At 59.9% G+C, this 22160-nt stretch carries 18 protein-coding genes; 13 read left to right on the top strand and 5 right to left on the bottom strand.

Annotated features, from left to right (window positions below; genetic code table 11):
- Position 1: 1 nt before the first annotated feature.
- Together PZL22_RS25915 and PZL22_RS25910 are read right to left on the bottom strand one after the other, a co-directional pair.
- Positions 2-1318: an aspartate aminotransferase family protein gene (locus PZL22_RS25915; protein WP_127700862.1), complete on the bottom strand. Its 1317-nt coding sequence runs from the start codon at positions 1316-1318 to the stop codon at positions 2-4.
- A gap of 2 nt (positions 1319-1320) precedes the next feature.
- Positions 1321-2370, bottom strand: coding sequence for a phosphotransferase (locus PZL22_RS25910; RefSeq protein ID WP_164843023.1), 1050 nt, complete (start codon positions 2368-2370; stop codon positions 1321-1323).
- A gap of 171 nt (positions 2371-2541) precedes the next feature.
- Here PZL22_RS25910 and PZL22_RS25905 point away from each other — a divergent pair, with 171 nt between their 5' ends.
- From PZL22_RS25905 to PZL22_RS25880, 6 genes are all read left to right on the top strand, one after another.
- A complete protein-coding gene (locus PZL22_RS25905; protein ID WP_010967933.1) occupies positions 2542-3222 on the top strand; it encodes a GntR family transcriptional regulator in 681 nt (226 codons plus the stop codon).
- Positions 3223-3297: 75 nt separating this feature from the next.
- Positions 3298-4038 (top strand): SDR family NAD(P)-dependent oxidoreductase, encoded by a 741-nt coding sequence (locus PZL22_RS25900; protein ID WP_013845631.1) that lies wholly within the window; start codon positions 3298-3300, stop codon positions 4036-4038.
- Positions 4039-4221: 183 nt separating this feature from the next.
- Positions 4222-5274: an ABC transporter substrate-binding protein gene (locus PZL22_RS25895; RefSeq protein WP_014528878.1), complete on the top strand. Its 1053-nt coding sequence runs from the start codon at positions 4222-4224 to the stop codon at positions 5272-5274.
- 62 nt (positions 5275-5336) lie between these two features.
- Positions 5337-6452 carry an ABC transporter ATP-binding protein gene (locus tag PZL22_RS25890; RefSeq protein ID WP_013845629.1) on the top strand — a complete coding sequence of 372 codons (1116 nt, stop codon included), beginning with the start codon at positions 5337-5339 and terminating at the stop codon, positions 6450-6452.
- Positions 6449-7627: an ABC transporter permease gene (locus tag PZL22_RS25885; protein ID WP_095919098.1), complete on the top strand. Its 1179-nt coding sequence runs from the start codon at positions 6449-6451 to the stop codon at positions 7625-7627. The genes PZL22_RS25890 and PZL22_RS25885 overlap by 4 nt, the downstream gene beginning before the upstream one ends.
- Before the next feature lie 3 nt (positions 7628-7630).
- Positions 7631-8413 carry an ABC transporter permease gene (locus tag PZL22_RS25880; protein ID WP_014990212.1) on the top strand — a complete coding sequence of 261 codons (783 nt, stop codon included), beginning with the start codon at positions 7631-7633 and terminating at the stop codon, positions 8411-8413.
- 382 nt (positions 8414-8795) lie between these two features.
- On the opposite strand, the gene PZL22_RS25875 is transcribed toward PZL22_RS25880, so the two are convergent.
- Positions 8796-10175, bottom strand: coding sequence for an enoyl ACP reductase FabMG family protein (locus PZL22_RS25875; RefSeq protein ID WP_010967927.1), 1380 nt, complete (start codon positions 10173-10175; stop codon positions 8796-8798).
- Positions 10176-10727: 552 nt separating this feature from the next.
- Between PZL22_RS25875 and PZL22_RS25870 the strand changes: the two genes are divergently transcribed.
- Complete coding sequence (locus PZL22_RS25870) at positions 10728-11627, top strand: helix-turn-helix domain-containing protein (protein WP_010967926.1); 900 nt, start codon at positions 10728-10730, stop codon at positions 11625-11627.
- Positions 11628-11666: 39 nt separating this feature from the next.
- On the opposite strand, the gene PZL22_RS25865 is transcribed toward PZL22_RS25870, so the two are convergent.
- Positions 11667-13805, bottom strand: a complete 2139-nt coding sequence (locus PZL22_RS25865) for a TonB-dependent siderophore receptor (protein ID WP_284718776.1) — start codon at positions 13803-13805, stop codon at positions 11667-11669.
- Between the two features lie 304 nt (positions 13806-14109).
- Here PZL22_RS25865 and PZL22_RS25860 point away from each other — a divergent pair, with 304 nt between their 5' ends.
- The 6 genes from PZL22_RS25860 to PZL22_RS25835 all read left to right on the top strand — a co-directional run bounded on the left by PZL22_RS25860 (position 14110) and on the right by PZL22_RS25835 (position 20698).
- Positions 14110-15105 (top strand): iron-siderophore ABC transporter substrate-binding protein, encoded by a 996-nt coding sequence (locus PZL22_RS25860; protein WP_153491764.1) that lies wholly within the window; start codon positions 14110-14112, stop codon positions 15103-15105.
- Entirely contained in the window at positions 15102-16148 is a 1047-nt protein-coding gene (locus PZL22_RS25855) for a FecCD family ABC transporter permease (RefSeq protein WP_164820638.1), read from the top strand. The genes PZL22_RS25860 and PZL22_RS25855 overlap by 4 nt, the downstream gene beginning before the upstream one ends.
- Complete coding sequence (locus PZL22_RS25850) at positions 16145-17185, top strand: FecCD family ABC transporter permease (protein WP_088198357.1); 1041 nt, start codon at positions 16145-16147, stop codon at positions 17183-17185. Before PZL22_RS25855 ends, PZL22_RS25850 begins: the two co-directional genes overlap by 4 nt.
- Positions 17182-18024, top strand: coding sequence for an ABC transporter ATP-binding protein (locus PZL22_RS25845; RefSeq protein WP_088198356.1), 843 nt, complete (start codon positions 17182-17184; stop codon positions 18022-18024). Before PZL22_RS25850 ends, PZL22_RS25845 begins: the two co-directional genes overlap by 4 nt.
- Positions 18021-19091: a DUF2218 domain-containing protein gene (locus PZL22_RS25840; protein WP_127525039.1), complete on the top strand. Its 1071-nt coding sequence runs from the start codon at positions 18021-18023 to the stop codon at positions 19089-19091. Before PZL22_RS25845 ends, PZL22_RS25840 begins: the two co-directional genes overlap by 4 nt.
- A gap of 410 nt (positions 19092-19501) precedes the next feature.
- Positions 19502-20698, top strand: a complete 1197-nt coding sequence (locus PZL22_RS25835; protein ID WP_088197378.1) for an IS256-like element ISRm5 family transposase — start codon at positions 19502-19504, stop codon at positions 20696-20698.
- 399 nt (positions 20699-21097) lie between these two features.
- Here PZL22_RS25835 and PZL22_RS25830 read toward each other — a convergent pair whose 3' ends face one another.
- Positions 21098-22150, bottom strand: coding sequence for a YeiH family protein (locus PZL22_RS25830; RefSeq protein ID WP_088198354.1), 1053 nt, complete (start codon positions 22148-22150; stop codon positions 21098-21100).
- Positions 22151-22160 lie beyond the last annotated feature (10 nt).

Below are 22160 nucleotides of genomic sequence, written 5' to 3'. Positions count from 1 at the left end.
TTCACAGTGTCTTCAGCACGTTGCCGAGTGCATCAACCAGCATGTCGGCATTCTCGCGCGAGAAGATGAGGGGAGGGCGGATCTTCAGAACGTTTGCATTCGGTCCCGAGGCGCTGATCAGGATTCGCCGCTCGCGCAGGCCGTTGACGATGCGCGTCGTGAGTGCCGCGTCAGGATGCTTTATGGTCGAGTCGGCGACGATCTCAACGCCGATGAAGAGCCCGGAGCCCCGCACGTCGCCGATTGCCGGATGGATGGCTGAGAGGCTCTTCACCCTTTCCATAATATGGCGACCCACCACCAGCGCATTCTGCTGCAGGCCTTCAGTGCGGATCGTGTCCAGCACGGCTTTGCCGGCGGCGGCAGCGACCGGGTTGCCGCCGAACGTGTTGAAATAGCGCGCCCGAGGACCGAACTCGGCAATGACTTCCGGCCGCAGAACGATGCCGGCCATTGGGTAGCCGTTGCCCATCGGCTTTCCGATCGTCACGATATCGGGCGCGACGCCGTGGCGTTCGAAGCCCCACATGGTCTCGCCCGTGCGGCCGAAGCCGGGCTGTACTTCATCCGCAACGAAGAGACCGCCTGCCTCGTGGATGGCGTCCACCGCCGGCTTCAGAAAACCTCTCGGCCCGTCGAAAATGCCGTCGCTCGAAAAGATCGTGTCGGTGATCAGCATGGCCGGCTTGATGCCGTGGCGCTTCAGGTCGGCAATCGCCGCGCGCACATCGCGGCCGAACTTCTCCATTATCTCTTCGGGGGAATGACGGTAGCTGTCGGGGGCGGACACGGTGCGCACATGCGGCCCAAGCGTCACGGATTCGCCGAGGGAGGGCGAGAATTCCGCCACGGCGCTCGTGAGCCCGTGATAGGCAAGCTCCGTCGCGATGATGCCGGTGCCGCCTGTGACGAAGCGCGCGATGCGCACGGCAAGGTCATTCGCCTCGCTGCCGGTGCATGTGAACATGGCCTGACTGAGTGCCTCCGGGAAGGTGGCCGTTAGCGCCTCGGCATAGTCGACAATTCCCTCGTGCAGATAGCGCGTATGGGTATTAAGCACGGCGGTCTGCCTGGTGATAGCCTCCACCACGCGCGGGTGGCAATGGCCGACCGAGGAGACGTTGTTGTAGGCATCAAGATATCGTTCCCCGGCCGCGTCATAGAGAAAGACACCTTCGCCGCGCACGAGGTGCAGTGGCTTTTCGTAGAAGAGGCGATAGGCGGGACCGAGCACTTTTTCCCGGCGCGCGATCAGCGCCCGTTCGGCCTTGTCGAGCCGTTCGAAATCTTCGCGCGAGAAAGCATTCACCATTGACATGATCAGACCTCGTAAAGGTTGGGAACGAGCTTTTTCAGCCCGGCCGGTGTCAGATCGGATATGTTTTGAAGTCCCCGCCAGGCAGTGGCGTGATTGCGCATGATGTAGTCGCGGTTTTCCGGAAAGCGTGCGGAGCGCCACTCGGCGATGATGAGGGACATCGCCAGCCGCGCCCGGGTCAACACCGGCAGAACCTCGATTTCCCCGGGCTCTAACGCACGTACCGAATGGAACCCCTCCAGGAAGGAGCCGGTGCGCGCCGTCCAGTTTTCCGTCCCCAGATGATAGGAAAGCGCGACGGCAAGGTCGTTGATGAGCGGCGCATGCACCATGTCGCCGAAATCGATGATGCCAACGACCGTGCTGGGTGAGGAGGGATCGAGCAGGACATTGTGCGGGTTGAAGTCGTTGTGGATGATCTGCCGCCGCTTGAGCCCGGTGATTGCGGGAAGCGCTCGCTCGAACTCCGCCAGCACGGCCTCCGCCTGCGCCCGCCGTTCCGGCGCGACATGGTCGACGACGGCGGTGAGATCGAGCGTATGGGAAATGTCCCACATCAGTTTTCCCGCCGGTGGGCGTCCGTGATAGTCCTCAAGGCCAAGCCCGAGTGCCGCAAGCGCCCTGCCGACATTCCGGCTTTGCGCCTCGGAAGCAGGAGTGCGGTACTGCAATTCGCCGCGCAAGAACGTAAGCAGGCGCATGACGCGCGGGCCATCTGCGGTGGAAAGCGTGTGGCTCTGCTCTCCGCTCTTCGTGCGTACGAGGCGCGGTACCGGCACAACGGGGGCGGCAGCCTCCAGATGCAGGAGTGCACCGTCCTGGAATTCCAGCGCGGCCGCGTCCTCGGCTGGATTGGCGATCTTGAGGATGAAGTCCCTTCCATCCGAGCGGGTGAAAAGAAAGGTCTCGTCCCGTTCGCTGGAAAGCCGCCTGACAGTGCCGCCCGCCCCATAGACCCGCATCACCGCGGCCGCGGCATCGGCAAGGGACGTCACATTCCATGTCGCCGACATGGAGTCCGTCTTCTTGGTGGCCGGCGTTGGCTCCGTCATGCTTGTTCCATTGGCGCAGTTTTCCGTCTTGTCTTCAATTGTCGCGTACCGTCTGTTGGCGAAAGGCGCTGGCTGCATTGCCGCGGAAACCGTTTGGCGGACATGATAGTTGAAACACCGCAGAAAAAGATGCATCAAGTATCTTAATATTCCATTTTCCGGACCAGTTCCATGCCTGATTTCGCAACACTGGAACATGAGAACCTCAACAGCGCCGTCTACGGCGCGTTGTGCGATGCCTTGATGCAGGGGCGGTTCCAGCCCGGCGATCGGCTGAAGATTCGCGATCTGGCGGAACAATTCGGCACGAGCGTCACACCAATCCGCGACGCCATCCTCCGGCTTGCCAATGACGAGGCGATCACCTTCCGCTCACCACGCGACATCCGCATTCCCGGCCTGAGCGAAACCCGCTACCGCGAAATCCGGGCAATCCGCGTCCGGCTCGAGGGACTGGCGGCGGAAACGGCCGCCCAGGTAGCGACGAGTAAGGATATTGAGGCGTTGGCGCGAATCCTACGCGAAAACGAACTGGCAATCGAGGCCGGCGACCGGCTGAAGGGCACGCAACTCAATCAGGCCTTCCATTTCATGCTGCCCCAGATCGCTGGGCTCCCAGTGCTGAACGGCATCCTGCGGCGGCTCTGGCTGCAAATGGGGCCGCACATTTCCGATGTCTACATCGAGGGAGGACGAGCGATGATCGACCATCACTACCCGGTCGTCGAAGCCCTGAAACGGCACGATTCCGCCGCGGCCTCCATGGCGATCGTCGACGATATCCTGCTCGGAGGCAAGCCGATCCTCGCGCGTATTGAGCGGGCTACGGAGCGGCAGGCACGTCCAGCCTGATCCCGCTTGGAAGAGGGGCTTGCTTTTCAGCCGCTCCAGATTACGATGTATCAAGCATCAAAAGAGAGCGCCCCGATGACAGAAGAATGCCGTTACATGTTGCTGACGGGGGCGAGCCGCGGCATCGGTCATGCAACTGTAAAGCTCTTCCAGTCGAAAGGCTGGCGCATTCTCACCGTTTCCCGCCAGCCCTTCGCCGAAGAATGCGCCTGGCCCTCCGCACGCGAAAGCCATATCCAGGCCGACCTGGCGGATCTCACCCAAATTGACCGCCTGGCGGCGACCGTGCGCGAACGCCTGCCGAACGGCCGTCTCCACGCGCTCGTCAATAACGCCGGCATTTCGCCAAAGGGGCCGGGCAAGAACCGCCTCGGCGTGCTGGATACGGATGCGGACGTATGGACGCAGGTCCTCAACGTCAATCTTGTCTCAACTGCTTTGATCGCCCGCGCGCTCATGTCGGAACTGGAAGCGGCGAAGGGCTCGATCGTTAATGTTACGTCCATCGCCGGCTCGCGCGTCCACCCCTTTGCCGGCGTGGCCTATGCGGCATCCAAGGCGGCGCTTGCCTCTCTGACACGCGAAATGGCGCACGAATTCGGCCAACGCGGGGTGAGGGCGAACGCCATTGCGCCGGGCGAGATCGAAACGTCTATCCTCTCGCCCGGAACCGATGAGCTGGTGGCGGCGGAAGTGCCGATGCGGAGACTGGGTGAACCGCGCGAAGTCGCGGAGACCATTTATTTCCTTTGCACCGAACCATCGTCCTACATCAACGGCGCGGAAATCCACATCAACGGAGGACAACACGTCTGACGATCGTCAACGAGGGGAAGCCCCGTTGACCGACAAGGACCGGAATGCATCATTCGGTAGAAAAGCGACCGGACAGTAATCATCGCGATACGGCAAGGCGGTGGCGAGTCAGCAGTTGCCTGAGATCGTTATCGGAGGCCGCTGACGTCGGATTCCTTCACAAACGAAGAAAAGGGGAGTGTAATGAAGACTATCTTCAAATCGGGCGTTCTGGTGGCCGCTGTCGCCGTGCTGTCGGCAAGCCCTGCCGCACCGGCATTCGCACGGGATCTGACCGTCGTCTCTTGGGGCGGCAACTATCAGGACGCGCAGCGCGACATTTATTTCAAGCCCTTCGCCGAAAAGTCCGGCAAGCCGGTGCTTGACGAAACCTGGGACGGCGGCATTGGCGTTATCCAGTCGAAGGTCAAGGCCGGCGCGCCGAATTGGGATGCGGTGCAGGTTGAGGCGGAAGAACTGGCGCTCGGCTGTGCCGACGGTCTCTATGAAACGATCGACTGGGACAAAATGGGCGGCAAGGGTAAGTTCCTCGAATCTGCGGTCAATGACTGTGGTGTCGGCGCAATCGTCTGGTCCACGGCGATTGCCTATGACGGCGACAAGCTGAAGGAAGGGCCGGTCTCCTGGGCGGACTTCTGGAACGTCGAAAAATTTCCCGGCAAGCGCTCGCTGCGCAAGGGTCCGAAATATACGCTCGAGTTCGCGCTGCTTGCCGATGGCGTCTCTAAGGACGAACTCTACGACGTGCTCGGGACCGACGAAGGGGTCGAGCGCGCCTTCAAGAAGCTCGGCGAGCTGAAACCGCACATCGTTTGGTGGGAATCGGGCGCCCAACCGCTGCAGTTCCTCGCTTCCGGCGAAGTGGCGATGACGTCGGCCTACAACGGTCGCATCACCGGCATCAACCGCACGGAAGGCAAGAACTTTAAGGTGGTCTGGCCGGGCAGCATTTACGCCGTTGATAGCTGGGTGGTGCTGAAGGATGCGGAAAACAAGGACGCTGCACAGGACTTCATCGCCTTCGCGAGCCTGCCCGAGCATCAGGCGAAGCTGCCGGAATTCGTAGCTTACGGGCTGCCGAACAAGGAAGCCGCAGCGAGGGTTCCGCCCGAATTCGCCAAGGACCTGCCGACCGATCCGGTGAATATGAAAGAGGCGATTTCGCTCAACGTCGACTTCTGGATCGATAATGCCGAAACACTGACTCAGCGCTTCAATGCCTGGCTGGCCCAGTAAGAACATCCGCGGTGAAGGGCGTACCCGATGGGACGCCCTTCTTGCTCGGGCGGATGCGTTCCATGCTCTTCCAGATGACGCATCCTTCGCCTCTAGCGATGGAGTCTTCCGTGGCCGAATTCATTCAATTTGACCGCATCACTAAGTTTTACGGCCCCCTATGTGTGGTTGAAAACCTCGTTCTCGGTATCGGGCAGGGCGAGTTCGTCAGCCTGCTCGGCCCCTCCGGCTCTGGCAAGACGACGCTCCTGATGATGCTGGCGGGTTTCGAGCAGCCGACCTCCGGCAATATCCTGTTGGACGGGACGGCGATCAACGACGTTCCGACCCACAAGCGGGACATGGGCGTCGTCTTTCAGAGTTATGCCCTGTTCCCGCATATGTCGGTCGGCGAGAACGTCGCCTTCCCGTTGCAGATGCGCGGTTTGGGCAAAGCGGAGATTGTCGAGCGCGTGGCGCGGGCGCTGGACATGGTGCAACTGTCGGCCTTCGCGGACCGCCGGCCCTCACAACTCTCCGGTGGGCAGCAACAGCGGGTGGCGCTTTCCCGCGCCCTGGTCTTCGAGCCGCGCGTCGTGCTGATGGACGAGCCGCTCGGCGCGCTCGACAAGCAGTTGCGCGAGCAGATGCAGTTCGACATCCGCGACCTGCACCGCCGCCTTGGCCTGACAATCGTCTTCGTCACACATGACCAGTCGGAGGCGCTGACCATGTCGGACCGCGTCGCCGTCTTTAACAGGGGCAAGATCGAGCAGATCGGTACGCCGCGGCAGGTCTATGACGAACCGGCGACGCGCTTCGTCGCGGAATTCATCGGCGAGACCAATCTGGTCGAAGGTGTCGTCGAGGCCGTGCAGGGGCAGGAGGCGATCGTGCGCCTCCCGTCCGGTGCGCACATCGTTTCAGCCGGTTCCGGCAGCTTGGTCTCGGGCCAGTCCGTTTTTCTCTCCATCCGGCCGGAGCGGGTCGACCTCAGCGAGACGCGCGGCGACGCTCGCAATTGCCTGGAAACGGAAGTGACCGATTCCGTTTACCAAGGTGACCACCTGCGCGTGCAGTTGCAAAACGCCGCCCATCCGCTGATCGCCAAGCTCGGTCGCCGGTCGCGCGAATTTCCGCCTGGCACCAAGGTCTATGCGGCCTTTTCTGCCAACGATTGCCGGGTCATCGCACCATGAGTGCAGTTTCGTCCCGGGCCGGGCGGTCGGTCGCCCTTCTTGCGCCGCTGCTTCTCTTCCTTATAGGTTTCTTCGTCTGGCCGCTGCTCAGTATGATGTCGCAGGCCGTGTCGGATCAGGCCGTGCTGCGCCTGCTTCCGCGCAGCGCCGTCGTGCTGACGGATTGGGACCGAAAGTCGCCGCCAACGGTGCCCATGCAGATGGCGCTGATGGAAGACTTGAAGGCCGTCGATGACGATCAGGCGCTCGGCGATATGGTCCGCCGCCTCAACAGCGCCCGTTCCGGCTTCCGCACGCTGATGTCAAAGACGACGCGAGCGCTCGACGACACGGCGAATCCGCCCGCCAACCTGGTCTCAATCGACAAACGTTGGGAGAAGCCGGAGTTCTGGCTGGCGATCGCCGACGCGCTCTCGCCGCTCACCGACCGGAACCTGCTCGCCGCCGTCGATCTTGGCCGCAATTCCACCGGCGATATCGAGCATTTGCCGGCCGACCAGTCGGTCAACCGCGTTATTCTCGTGCGCACCTTCTGGATTGCCGCGCTCGTCACCTTCGCCTGCGCCGGAATCGGCTTCCCCTATGCAATGATCGCGGCTTCGCTTACCGGCTGGAAGCGCGACCTGATGCTGGCCGCCGTGTTGCTGCCACTCTGGACCTCGCTTCTGGTGCGCACCGCCGCGTGGTTCATCCTGCTGCAAGAAAAAGGGCTGATCAACGACCTTCTGCAAACACTCGGGCTGATCAGCGCGCCGCTGCCGCTGATCTTCAACCGTACAGGGGTCGTTATCGCTATGACGCATGTGCTGCTGCCTTTCATGGTGCTGCCGATCTATTCAGTCCTTATCACGATCCCGAAGAACTTGATGCCGGCGGCCGCCTCGCTCGGGGCTCCGCCATGGCGCGCGTTCCTGCGCGTGCTGCTGCCGTTGAGCCTGCGCGGCATCGCCTCCGGCAGCCTGCTCGTCTTCATCTCGGCAATAGGCTACTACATCACGCCAGCGCTGATCGGCGGGCCGGGCGATCAGATGATCAGCTCGATTATCGCCTTCTACGCCATGGGCTCTGCGAACTGGGGCATGGCCGGGGCGCTTGGCGTCGTGCTGCTTGTCGCGACGCTGCTGCTCTACAGTGTCTATGCGCGGCTCTCCACTGGCGAACCGGGGAGGCGCTAGGTCATGTCGATGAAACTTGCGAAGTTCGCTTTCGCCTCGCTGACGATCCTGTTTCTCGTTGCTCCGCTCATCGCCATCCTGCCGCTCGCCTTCACCTCGAGCGTCATCCTCACCTATCCGATCCCGTCCTGGTCACTGCGCTGGTTCGAGGAACTGTTCACGGCGGATGCCTGGCGACGGGCGATCTTCAACAGCCTGATCATCGGGACGGGCACGACGCTGCTCGCCACCATTCTCGGCACCGCAGCCTCGCTAGGCCTGCGCAACCGCCTCATCTTCTTTCGAGGCTCGATGCGCACGCTCTTCCTACTGCCGATGGTGGTTCCTGCCGTCGTGCTCGGGGTCGGCATGCAGGTGCTCCTTGCAGGTTTCGGCCTAACGAACAGCTATGCCGGCGTGATCATCGCCCACACGGTGGTCGCCGTGCCCTTCGTCGTGGTGAGCGTGATCGGGGCGCTTGACGGCATCGACGAGCGCGTGGAACTCGCTGCACAAAGCCTGGGTGCTTCGCCCGCAACGGTCTTCCACCGCGTGACGCTGCCGCTCGCTCTGCCAGGCGTACTCTCCGGCGCGGTGTTGGCCTTCGCCACCTCGCTCGACGAGGTTGTGCTCACACTTTTCGTCGCCGGCCCCAACCAGCGCACGCTGGCCCGGCAGATGTTCTCTAGTATTCGCGAGAACATCAGCCCAGCGATTGCGGCAGCCGCCTTCCTCTTCATCGCCGCGACGATCTTCTTCGGCCTCGTTGTCGTGCTGTCGCGCTTCATGCTGGCGAAGCGGCGCTAGGATTGGCGCGGGCTTCGTGCGCTAAGCGAACATAGGGGCGATCACACGGTCCCGTCGAGTTCCTGAGCGATTTCATCGAAGGATTGTCTCGGCATTCTTCTGGGCTGGACTCTTGACCGCTTGTCAGCCGCGATGGTTCGTGTCGCGATGGTCACGCGGCCGCCCACTTTACACCAACCTCTCGAGGACTTGTCGGTGCGATGTTCGTTGGCCTGGCTACACACAAGCTGTCGGAGGTGATGGTGGGCGGACGCCCCCGCCGATCGTGATGCAGGTGCCTGCGCCTGGATCGCCATTCGCCATAAACGCAGTCGTTAGAACCGCCGTCTTTGCCGCTGGATTTGGCGCGTGGTCTAGTGGAGCGAGTTAGATTGGGACGCTGTCAGGCCAACTCAAGCTGAGAGTCTTTCGCCGCTTGCGCGAGCAACGGTGCGGGAGCCTTCCTTTGCAGGTGGGAAGCGTTGAGTCGGCGCGCCACGATATCGTGGTTGAGCCACTGGATGGGGCCGGAGGGATCTGAGGACGCGCCAAAAATCAGCTGCCCGGTCGCCTCCACCACGAGAGCACTCAGGAGGTCGCTGATCATTGCCTTGCTGTCCCGATGCATCTGCGTGATCTCGTTGGACGTGCCGATGGTCAGATCGGCCTGCGCTTGGCTGTTCGCCATCGGCCACGCCGAAAAGTCGTAAAACGGGCGCATGACTTCGTTGACCTGCATATCGGCAATTTTCTGGAACACATCCTTCATTGTGAAGCCGTCTGCCAAAAGCTCCTGACATGCCTGCCATTGGTCTTCTGCCCATTGGCCACCGTTCTCTTTCCGCAAGGCGAGTAGCAGCGGTATCAGCGGAAGTTCGATACCCGTGAATACGTCGGAGGAATTGGTCCGGATTTCGGGACAGTTATAGACGGTTGCCTTGACACCCGCGGCCCAGGCTTCTTGCGCGATGCATTCGAGGCGCATCTTGGCGTAACCCTGGGTGTAGTTGGTGTAGGTCTGCCAACGGTAGCTCCCGTCAATCAGGATTGCCGTTCCATGGTAACCGTAGGCGGTGTACCGGACCTGAGCACCAGATGCCTCTACGCGCTCACGGATCCCCGCGCTGAAGTCGATAAGATGTCGAAAGGTGATTGCGGTGACTTCGTCGAAATTCTGCAGGATGAGTTTGCCCATCTCGCTGTCGAGCAGCGCTTGCGAAGACATGTGGCGGGGACCACGTCCCTTGTAGATTCGATTGGCGACCGCCAGGAATACCTTCGCTTTCGGGATGCCGCCGGCCATTGTATGGGCGAAGAAGACATTGCGGCCCTCGGCAATCATGCCGTCGAGAACGGCCATGACCTGTGAAAGCGCATTGGTGAACCGTGAGGTGGCGATGTCCCGGCACTGCTCAATGTAGCCCCAGTCGAGCCTCTCAAGTTCCCAGCTCTCCAGCGTCATTGTTGCGAGGAGATCCGTCGGAGTGGGGCCTCCTGTCGGAGCGTCGAGATCGAACCCGGCCATAAGAGGTATGTTGATAATCCTGCCGCCCAGTCGTTCCTCGGCGGCAGAGAGTTCCTCGGCGTTCAAAGGCCGAAGTGCGTTGTTCTCGTCGCGCCGCCCGACCGTGATGCCCACGATCTCCATTCCAGCGCGCCGGGCTTCGTCGAGCAAGCCGGTCGCATATCCGCGACCGAATAGTTCACCGAAGAGGACGAAAACATCACCTTTACGAAAGACGCTGTTTTCGGCGATGCGGTTCAATGCGACCGGGTTTTCCATACAGTCAGCTCTTTGGTCCGTTGTAGTCGAGCGGTGGCTCAGACATCTATAATCACATGACCGCCCTGACGCGTTATGGGAAGTCATTTTAAGTGACCGTTCATTTCAAAGCGTGAAGTCCCCATCAGGACTTCTCGGCAGTGAGCAGAGAAATCACCCCCAGCTTGTCCCAATTTGAACCAAAGGAGATGCAGCCGGGAATGTTTCTGATCGGGCTGCGTCGACACCCCCCTGACCTTCCTCCGAAACTGTGGTTGGGCAGATCGAGCGTCCATTCCAGCGCTGAGCTCAACGTCAAGATGGTGGAAAGCGTCGCAGGTCTGCTTTATCCGGTTCAGATCTTCAAGCGGGTACCGAGATCCGAACTGCCTTTCAGGTAACTTTTTGATTCCACTTTTGAGCTCCATAGAAGCCCAGCTTGCCAGTTTGCAAATAAAATGAGAATACGAGTCAACTTACTTGGCCTTGAGATGTGGATGGCGCCGAACGACAGTGCAATTTCCCTGCGAGCACCGACATCTGGCACCTTGAAGAGGAAGAACTGATCTACAAATGGGCTTCTGGCATTCCATGTCTTGGAAAACCGAAGGCATTCGGGTCACAGCGCCAGTCCAATGGCGCCAATACGATGGGATGGTCAGCGTCCTGTGGGAGGCGGAAAGTCAAGCCGGTGCCAGTGGCTATTATCTCGCCGACGATCCGCGCATCATGTTTTTCTTCAACGACGTCTCGTCGAGCGTTCGCATTTCGAACCAGGACAATGATCTAGCGAGGAATTCGCGCCCCATGGCGCGTGCCGTGTATGTTCCTGCTGGTGTCCCGTTGTGGACGGGCAGTCGGAAGACGCATAGCTTCAGCCACCTTAACCTGCACCTTCATAAGGATCGGGTGTTGCGGTTTCTGGCTCCATCGGTCGGGAACTCCGCAGCGCAAACGGCATTACGCTGTCCAGTGGAGCTCCAAAACGTGGCGGCAATCGATGCGTTGGCGAAGTTGTTGGCCGACGAAATAAAGAGCCCTACCAAGCATGCAGTCTATGCAGAGAGCCTTATAGGCAGCATCATCGCGGGGCTTCTGGATATTCCTACCGAGAGGGAGGAAAGGGCCGGCGGCAGGTTGACACAGGCACAGATAAACAAACTCGTCTCGCATATTGACGCGCTTGGTGATTATCGTATGTCTGTCGCCGATATGGCTGCCGTCGTTGGCCTGTCCGAAAGCTGGTTTGCAAGCGTTTTCAAGCAAACAATGGGCATCACACCCCTGCAATGGCAACTCGCGAAGCGAGTCGAGCTTACGAAAAAGCTGCTCGGCGAAAGCGACCTCCCAGTTGCCAGCATCGCCGCGCAGCTCGGCTTTGCCGATCAGGCACACCTGACGAAGGTCTTCCGCCAGATCGTTGGCGAAACTCCCGCGGCTTGGCGGCGGATGCGGCAATTCCGGCAATCGTAGAGATCCCACCGCGGCGAGTCGTGGGCGGGCTGACTTGCCTTACCAACTCTGGCGCAGGGTCGCGAGAATGCTGCGCCCGGGATTGTAGTAGACCGCCCCGGAGTCCTTGCTCGCGACGTGTTTCTCGTCGAACAAATTGTTGACGTTCAGCTGGAACGTCGTGTTTTCCTGAATCTTGTAGGTGAAGGCTGCGTCGAAGACGACTGCACTCTCCGACGATGTGGTGTTAGTGATGCTGGTGTAATAGGCGTCCGTGTAGCGAGCCCCGAGCCCGAACAACATGTCGCCCCGCGCGCCGTCGCCCTCCAACGTGTAAGTGCCCCACACCGAGGCCATATTCTTGGGAACACGCATCAGGCGGTTGCCATCATTTGCGCCGCCAGGTTCTTCGATCTTGGAATCGATGTAGCTGTAGGCGGCAATCACGCTGATATTGTTGGTTACTTCCGCCTTGGCTTCGAGTTCGAAACCACGATGTCTGACCTTTTCGACGGTTTGCGGCAGATAGGTGACCTGATCAAAAACGGTAATGTTGCCCTTCGTCAGGTCGTAGACGGACGCAGTGAACATGGCCGGAAAGGCATCCGGACGATATTTGATCCCGACTTCATACTGCTTACCCGTCGTAGGATCGCTACCTGCGGCAGGTGGCGCGGCCGACTCGGCGTAGCTGATGTAGGGCGCCAGTTCCTCGGTAACCTTGTAGCTCGCGCCGATCCGCGTCGTAAATTCCCTGTGGTTGCCAGCCCGCCTGGTGCCTGCAAGGAGATTTGTCTCGCTAAGATCAAGCCAATCATTGCGCAAGCCAAAGCTCACGGTGAGCTTATCGAAGAAGGTCAAGTCCTGCTGCAGATAAATGGCATTGGTCTGCTGGTCGTTGTTCGTGCTGGCATAAGGCGCCATCGCGCCCGGCCCGCCTGAATAGATCGGGTCTTCCCAATCGATTGAAGGCGCAGGCGCGTAAAAGTTGGCACTGTCCGACTCGTATTTGTTGTAGTCGGCACCGAAAAGTGTTCGGCTTTCCACATTGTCGAGACTTGCTTCGTAAACCAGGTGCGCATCGATGACGAATTGGTCGGTCGATTTCTCGTTTCCGAAGAAATAGCGACCCGCCACGGTCGAGCCATCGGTTGGTGTGCTCCCGATATAGGCACTGCCGAACCCGTCGTTCAGGTTGCTGTAGCGGGCGTTGGAACTGAAACTCAAGCCGTTGCCGAAATCGTGGTCGAAAAGGACGCTGTAGCTATTGCGGTTCGTCTCGCTGAAGTAATAGTCCGGTTCCCCAAAAAACTGATCCCTGTCGAAATCAGTCCCGAGCGGGTGGCCACCGCTACCGGGAACTCCGTCCTTGTCGAGGTGGTCGAAGATAAATGTCAGACTCGTCGCGTCAGTGGGGCGCCACGTCACGCCGCCCATGACGAAGTTCTCGTCATCCTGAGAATAATCATATTCCGCATCCGAGCGCTGAAACTTGCCGGTCAAACGGTACGATAGGGTTTCGTCCGCTGTGAGGTTGTCACCGAAATCAAATCCCAGTTCCTTATGTGAAAACGAGCCGCCCGTGCCATAGACTTCACCGAAACGATCGCTCTTCGGTGTTTTCGTGACATAGTTTACCGATCCACCGGGTTCCGCCGCTCCAAAGCCTGAGGAGCTGGCGCCCTTCAACACCTCAATGCGCTCGAAAGCATAGGGCTCTTCCCTGGCCCCTGCAAAGGTCCTGCCGATCGCCAAGCCGTCGCGATACGTATACGGAGTAAAGCCGCGAATATCGAAGTAGTCATAGCGGTCGTCCGAACCATAAAAGTCGGTCACCACCCCTGCCGTGTATTGTACGACTTGCTCGATGGTGTCGGCGGCGCGTTCCTCGATTTCTTTGGAGGTGATGACGGAAACCGAGGCAGGGGCTACCAGGATATCGGTCGGCATCTTGCCGGCGCCGGTCGTTTCGGTGGCGACGATCGACGTTGAATCGGCATCCGTATTGAGAACGCTTCCGCCGCCAGCGCCGCGCGCCACAATCGTCTCCAGCACCGTTGTGTCGCCTTCAGTGACTGCGTCCTGTGCAAACGAGAGAGCAGGCGTTAAAGCAAAAAATGCTGTGCAGCCCAACAGAAATGCGTTTCGTGAACGAAGCGGTATCCTCGTTGGCCAGCGGCCAGTCTGATCGATGTTCATGTTCATGTTCCAATTGACGTAAGTGCTGAAAGCGGGCCTCAAACCCCTTTGAGGTGGCCGAACTGCCTCGCGTCTGGCCGTCCGCTAAGCATGAAAGCTTCGCTCAACCGGCCCCGGCTTGAAGTCGTTGTCCCACGAACCGCTATTAACTGGAGCCGTTTTGTCTAGTATTGTATGTTTCCCCGGTTTTGTACGATTCGCCGGAAATCTCCACGCACTTTCTGGATATCGGCTGCTTTGCCGTTGACGCCGCTTAATTAAGCTGAGACTTGGGGTCAACTTAAACGTTGAATGGAGTGTGGCGATGAGGCTGTTTCGTTTCGCCGTACTGGCAGTCATAGCCCTTCTTTGGGCAGGCCGGCACGACACTATGTTCGCTGCCGAGAGTACTTCGTATCCCATCACCATCAAGCATGCCTTCGGCAACACCATCATCGCACAGAAGCCGGAGCGTGTTGCAACTGTCGCCTGGGCGAACCATGAAGTGCCGCTGGCTCTTGGCATCGTTCCGGTTGGAATGGCGCGCGCCAACTTCGGCGATGACGACGGTGACGGCATTCTGCCATGGGTCGACGCACGGCTCGGTGAACTCAAGGCTGAAAAGCCGGTGCTTTTCGACGAGGGCGATGGCATCGATTTCGAGGCGGTCGCCGCCACGCGACCGGACGTCATCCTTGCTGCCTATTCGGGCCTCAGCCAGGCCGACTATGACACGTTGAGTGATATTGCACCTGTCATCGCCTATCCGCAGGCTCCCTGGTCGACCGACTGGCGGGAGACGATCCGGTTGAACAGCGCCGGCCTCGGGATGGCTGCGGAAGGGGAAGGGCTTATAGCCAGCATCGAGGCTGAGATTGCCCGTACGGTTAATGGACATCCCGAACTCAAGGGCAAATCGGCGATGTTCATTACCCATCTCAGCTCATGGGACCTCAGCGTCGTCAATTTCTACACGACCAACGATACGCGCGTCAGGTTTTTTGGCGATCTCGGGCTCATGTCGCCGAAAAGCGTGGTGCAGGCATCACAACCCGGAAGGTTCTCTGGTTCCGTCAGCGCCGAGCAGATCGATGCTTTCGACGATGTCGATATTCTCGTTACATACGGAGACGGGACGCTTTTCGATGCTTTGAAGGCCAACGCGCTGATGATGCATATGCCTGCCGTCGCTCGAGAATCGATTGTCATGCTAGGCAACAACGCGGTCGGCAATGCCGCAAATCCCACGCCACTGTCTATCAGATGGGTCCTGAAGGACTACGTGAAGCTGCTCAGCGAGGCAGTCAAGAAGACGCAATGACCGCCGGGATTATCAAGACATCGGACGGGCGTTGGTCGCCCGTGTCCCGTTCCAACCGGATGCGGAGTCTTTTGCTTGCAGCGCTTTTCGCGCTCCTGATGGTCTTGCTTGCGGCCTCCGTTACGGTCGGCACGCGCAATGTCGGGTGGGACGATGTCGCCGCGGCACTGGGCGGTGCACAGAATAACATCGATCGCGCCTCGGTTGCTTTGCGCATTCCGCGGACCGTGTTGGCCCTGCTTGCCGGGGGCGCTCTCGGCTTGGCCGGAGCGATCATGCAAGGCGTGACCCGCAATCCGCTTGCGGATCCCGGCATTCTCGGCGTCAACATGGGGGCATCGCTCGCGGTCGTCGTCGGCGTCGCCTGGTTCGGGATGTCGTCGCTGTATGCGTACATCTGGGTGGCGATCCTGGGTGCCGGGTGCGCCGCGATCTTCGTCTACGCCATAGGTTCTCTGGGCAGAGGCGGCGCGACCCCTCTGAAAATGGCGCTCGCAGGTGCGGCAACGTCGGTCGCATTTGCGTCGATGGTTATCGCCGTCGTGCTGCCGCGTGGCGATATTGCAGGTGGTATTCATTCCTGGCAGATCGGTGGTGTTGGCGGCGCGACTTACGAGCGCATCCTTCCCGCATTGCCGTTTCTGCTTGTAGGATTCGTGATCAGCCTGTCGTCGGCCAGAAAACTGAACTCGCTTGCACTCGGTGACGAGCTTGCGACCGGGCTCGGCGAAAGCGTCGCAACCGCGCGCGCCGTTGCTTCCCTCGGCGCCATCCTTCTCTGTGGTGCGACGACCGCCATATGCGGGCCAATCGGCTTTCTCGGGCTGGTCGTACCACATCTCTGCCGCCTGTTGATTGGCGTGGACCATCGGTGGCTGCTGCCTTTTTCGACGCTCGCAGGCGCGTGTCTCCTGCTCGCGGCGGACGTTCTCGGGCGAATCGTCGCGCGCCCCGCAGAGATCGACGTCGGCATCGTCACCGCGATGATCGGTGCGCCATTCTTCATCTGGATCGTCCGGCGCCAGCGTGTGAGGGACCTGTGACAGCTCCCTCGTCCACTCTTGATGTCGTGATCGCACACCGTCGCAAAAGCGCGCGCAGGCACGCTGCCATTCTCGCAACGTTGCTGACCCTGGTCGCAGTGACCTTCGCCGTCACCTTGTCGATTGGGCAATCCATTACGCCGCCGAGCGATGTTCTGCGTGTGCTCCTCGGTGAACCGGTGTCGGGCGCATCCTTCACGGTGGGACAACTGAGATTGCCGCGCGCCGTGCTGTCGATCCTGACAGGATTATGCTTTGGACTGGGCGGCGTGGCGTTTCAGGTCATGTTACGCAATCCGCTCGCCAGTCCCGATATCATCGGGATTACCTCCGGCGCTGGGGCGGCTGCCGTTTTCGCCATTGTAGTCCTGTCCATGACCGGTCCGATGGTTTCGGTTATCGCTGTTGTAGCGGGGCTTGGCGTGGCGCTGCTCGTCTATGGCCTTTCCTTCCGCAACGGGGTCGCCGGCACCAGGTTGATCCTTGTCGGTATTGGCGTTTCCGCCATGCTGCAAAGTGTTATCGCCTATATCCTTCAATCGGCGCCTGCCTGGAATTTGCAGGAAGCGACGCGTTGGCTTACTGGCAGCGTCAACGGCGCTCAGCTTGGCCAGGCGCTGCCGCTTCTGTTTGCCCTCATGTTCTTCGGCGGGCTACTGCTCGGTCGCGGTCGCGATCTCGAGACACTGCGGCTGGGCGACGATACGGCGGCCGCCCTTGGAACGAGAGTCTCGCATACAAGGATGCTGGTGATTGTAGCGGCGGTTGGACTGATCGCATCGGCGACCGCGGCAACGGGACCGATCGCCTTCGTCGCTTTCCTGTCGGGACCAATCGCCGGCCGGATCGTACGAAACAATGGCTCGGTGCTGATCCCGTCTGCACTGACTGGCGCCGTTCTCGTGCTTGCCGCCGATTACGTCGGGCAGCACCTTCTGCCGAGCCGCTACCCTGTAGGCGTCGTAACCGGGGCGCTTGGCGCACCCTACCTGATATACCTCATCGTTCGCATCAATCGGATCGGAGGGTCGTTATGACCGATCATCTGCTCGTCGCCAGCGGATTGACGGCCGGCTACGACAAAACCGAAATCCTGCATGCGCTCGACCTCACCATTCCCCCGGGCAAGATCACGGTGATCGTCGGCGCAAATGCCTGTGGCAAGTCCACGTTTCTTCGCGCGCTCTCGCGGTTGATCGCGCCCAGCAAGGGACAAGTTCTCCTCGACGGCAAATCCATCCACCGGACGCCGCCGCGAGACCTCGCCCGGACGCTGGGTCTGCTGCCGCAATCGCCTATCGCGCCGGAAGGGATTACCGTGGTCGACCTCGTCAGCAGGGGACGGCATCCGCATCAAAGCTTGTTTTCTCGCTGGACGCGACAAGACGACGAGGCGGTCGACAGTGCGCTTACGGCGACCAAGACATTCGACCTTGCCGAACGGCCGATCGACGAGCTCTCCGGCGGCCAGCGGCAGCGGGTCTGGATCGCCATGGCACTCGCGCAGCAGACTGAGATCCTGCTGCTCGACGAGCCGACGACCTTTCTCGACATCAACCATCAGATCGAGGTGCTCGATCTGCTGACCGATCTCAACAGCACGCGTGGAACGACCGTCGTCATGGTGCTGCACGATCTCAACCTTGCTGCCCGCTATGCCGACCATCTCGTGGCGATTGCCGGTGGGCGCGTGCACATTTCAGGCACTCCGGAAGAGGTGCTCACTGAAGAGACCGTGCGGCATGTTTTCGGCCTCGATAGTCGCGTCATCAGCGATCCCACGTCGGGCCGGCCAATCATGTTGCCGATCGGGCGACACCGGATGGCCGTCATCGACGACATGGGCGATGCACCACAAAAGGAGAGGAGCGCATGAACGCAGTTCATTCTTTCAAGCTGTCCGGCGTAGCCGTCCCCGGCAGCGCCGCTGACATGCTCGACGAGATCTGCGAGCATTTTGTTGAACACGCCGAGGTCGAACGGATAGACGACCTGGCGGTGCTGCAGAGCGAGCTCGGTGTCGCGCGCATCAGCATCGAAAACGCGCGCTTGTTGATCGAGCTCGACTGCCCGACGCGTGAAATGCTGCACATGAGCCGCACGATCCTGGCGGAACATCTTTTCTATTTTGCCGACGGCCAGCCTTTCGAATTGACCTGGTCGGAACCGACGTCCTTGTCGGTGCTGCCGAACCTTCATGAGGTGACAGTCGTCTCGGCGCACGACGTCACTCCGCACATGCGACGCGTGATCTTTTCCTGCGTCGATGTAACGCCCTTTGTGGGAAGCGACATGCATGTCCGACTGCTGGTGCCGCCGAAGGGCAAGCCGCCGGTCTGGCCCGGCTACCGGGAAGACGGCCGCATCGCGTGGCCGGAAGGCGAGAACGAGCTTCTGGTTCGTGTCTATACCATCCGCGCCGTCGATTTGGATCGGAGCGAGTTGTGGATCGATTTCTTGCAGCATCCCGCTCCTGGCGTACCGACTCCGGGTGCAGACTTTGCGCGCGATGCGCAGCCCGGAGACGTGGCCGCCCTGCTAGGTCCAGGCGCAGGCGGTCTGCCAGCGGAGCGATCGATTTTACTAATCGGCGACGAGAGCGCCCTACCAGCCATAGCACGGATTGCGGCCGAAGCTCCGGCGGAAACGCATATACGTGCCATCATTGAGGTTGAGAACAAGGCGGAAGAGCAGCCGCTTCTGACTGATGGCGTGCTCGACGTGCGTTGGTTGCACAGGGGGAGCTACCCGGGAGATGCTGCCGATATTCTCGTGTCCGAGGCGAAAGCAGCGATATCGGCCGTCGATGACGAAACGTTTGTTTGGGTTGCGTGCGAAAGAAGTGACATACGAGCTATCAGGACCTTCCTCAAAGCTCGGCAACATGATCGCAGGAAGATGTATGTCGCTTGGTACTGGGAAAGAGACGTGAAAATCGCATAATGTATGACCCGGAAGGCGAACAGCTGCGTCTTCGAGATTCCGAGCCACTTCGTCACTCGTCTCGCTATCTCGATTTGTCCGATCGATCGTCGACGGAACGACGGGCTCCAGCTTAGCCTGTTTGGCTCAGTTCTTGGTTCAAGAGGTTGAGTGAGCCAAATGGGAATCACAGCATTTCAAAGATTTATGGCGATCATTGTGTCGGTTTGGCGCAAGATTTTGGCCATGATTACTGGACAGGCTTCTGTTTGCGCCAAACCAAGGGAGTCTGTTGCGTGTACCACTCCGAACACCCTCCGGCTTCAATCTTCCATGGTAGTGTGCTGAAGGTTCTGCAAATTCACTGAGAGAGGCGGTCATGGCAGGCTGGTGATGTTGACGTCACCTGATTCCCTGGAAGGAACGCCACCATGACCAAGACTGAAGGTAAGACAGCCAGCGCCGCCGTCAAAGACATTTTGCTTTCGAACCCCGATGGGCTGCGCGAGGTGATCCGCACGGTGATGCAGGAGGTGCTGGAAGCGGAGATGGACGAGGCGCTGGGAGCTGCGAAAGGCGAGCGCACGCCGGAGCGGCTCGGCTACCGTTCGGGCCACTATGGCCGCACGCTGATCACGCGGGTGGGCAAGCTCGAGCTGCGGGTGCCGCAGGATCGCTCGGGGCACTTCTCCACCGAATTGTTCGAACGCTATCAGCGCTCCGAGCGGGCGCTGGTGGCAACCTTGGCGGAGATGTATGTGCAAGGGGTGTCGACGCGGAAGGTCAAGGCGATCACCGAGGAGCTGTGCGGCCATGCCTTCTCGGCGTCATCGATCTCGGCGATCAACAAGCGGCTGGACGAGAGCCTGAAGGCCTTTGCCGAGCGCTCGCTTCAAGAGCCGTTTGCCTACCTGATTCTCGATGCCCGTTATGAGAAGGTGCGCGAGGCCGGTGTGGTGATGAGCCAGGCGGTGTTGATCGCTGTCGGCATCGACTGGGACGGACGGCGGCAGATCCTGTCGGTCGAGATGGCCGGCCGTGAAAGCCGTTCCGCCTGGAAGGACTTCCTCGTCAGGCTGAAAGGGCGCGGTTTGAAGGGCGTCGAACTGGTGGTCTCCGACGACCATGCCGGTCTCGTCGCGGCAATTGGCGAGGTGATCCCGGAAGCTGCCTGGCAGCGCTGTTACGTGCATTTCCTCAGGAACGCCCTCGATCACCTGCCGCGCAAACATGGCGACGATTGCCTGCAGGAGCTTCGATGGCTCTATGATCGCCGCGACCTTGATGAGGCGAAGGCCGATCTCGCCGCGTGGCTGGGAAAATGGTCGGTCCGCTATCCGCGCCTGACCTCCTGGGTTGAGGAAACCATCGAGCAGACGCTGACCTTCTTTCGTCTGCCGCGCCAGCATCACAAGCACCTCAAGAGCACCAACATGCTGGAACGCCTCAACGAGGAAATCCGCCGCAGAACCTACGTCGTGCGCATCTTTCCCAACACCGAGAGCTGCCTACGCCTCGTCCGCGCGCTCGCCGTCGAAACCCACGAAAACTGGATGGAGGCCAATCGCTACATCAACATGGACGACCTGCGAGAGCACAAGAAACTCGCACTCCGTCAAGCCGCATGACCAGCACGCATGACCGCCCAATTTTGCAGAACTTGACGCACACAACCTCTTCCATTCCTAGCCAACTGTTCGACGCTTCTTCGGATCCGGGACGTGAGATTTCCAGCCCAACCTATTTGTGAATGTCTCCAATCCTTGACCAGGGCATTGACCAACGTTCGCGCACCACCACTTCATCAAAGGCCGGCACATTCTGGCGAAACAGGTCCATCGGGTAGCTCGTGTCTTTGAAATCAGTATGTCCTGCCGAACGGTGCCCTGAATGCCTACCTTTAAGGCTTGGCTACCGAGAAGCGTGGCGGCGGAGAACGCTTCCCGAGTTGTTCTTTATACTTGGGCAGTCCCCACAGAGACTCTCCAAAGGGCATTGCGCAGGGTGAAAGACGCGGCTCAAATCGGCTATCCCCTGTACCAGACGAGGCCAACCACGATGAAGGCCGCAAGAAATACGGTTGCCAGCAATGCGAGCGTGACGTGTGACGGTCTGATGCTAGCGAACTCCTTTACGGACGTTTTCAAGCCGACGGCTCCCAGCGCGGTTAGAAGTAACCAACGCGAAAGATCGTTAGCGACGTCGCCCGCTGCTGCCGGCAGAAATCCCATCGATTTGAGGGCTGCGAGGAATGCAAATCCGAGGACGAAACCGGGTATCACCTGACCCGATTTTTGTGGCTTCTGACCGGCGCCTGCTCCCAACACTGTGACCAAGATCGATACGGCAATTATCGTTGGCGCAAGCAGGCTTATGCGGACAATCTTGACCAGTGTCGCAATCTGACCAGTCTCATCCGACATCGCGAAGCCGGCACCTACGACCTGAGCAACATCGTGGATCGTTCCACCGATGAACACGCCGGACTCTTTGGCGTCGAACTGCAGATGGGACGCGAGCACTGGATAGAGCACCATCGCTGATGTCGACAGGAGCGTTATTGCCACAATCGTCAAGGCGAGATCCCGGTCGCTGTTCTGTCGCGGGGGAAGGACGGCATTCAAAGCCACGGCCGCCGAAGCTCCGCAAATTGCGACGGCACCTCCCGTTAAAAGTGACAGTCGCCAATCTATATGGGCGATTTTGCCAACGACAATGGCGAACAAAATTGTGGACGCAAGCGCGGCTATTACCAGACAGAGCAGACTTGGCCCCAGGTCGCTCAAAACCCCCAACGATAACCGCGCACCCAGCAATGCCACACCGAAACGAAGCACGACACGACCAGTCAAATGAATGCCCGGGGCTGTCCTGGTACCACTTTCCGACAAAAAACTGAGAGACATGCCCAACAGAAGAGCCATCAACGTTGCCGGCGCCCCATAGTGATCGGAAAGAAACTGCGCCGAAATCGCGATCAGTACCGCCACGGCAAAGCCTGGAAAATGCGCAGCTGCGAACTTCCTCAAGCTTTGGCTAAGCGTAGTCGCTGGGGCGAGCTGTTCCGTTTGATTAAGCATCCGTCAAATC

The sequence above is a fragment of the Ensifer meliloti genome (assembly GCF_030064585.1).
Taxonomy (GTDB): domain Bacteria; phylum Pseudomonadota; class Alphaproteobacteria; order Rhizobiales; family Rhizobiaceae; genus Sinorhizobium; species Sinorhizobium meliloti.
Note: the sequence above shows the minus strand (reverse complement) of the source record. Positions and strands in the feature narration are given on the sequence as shown.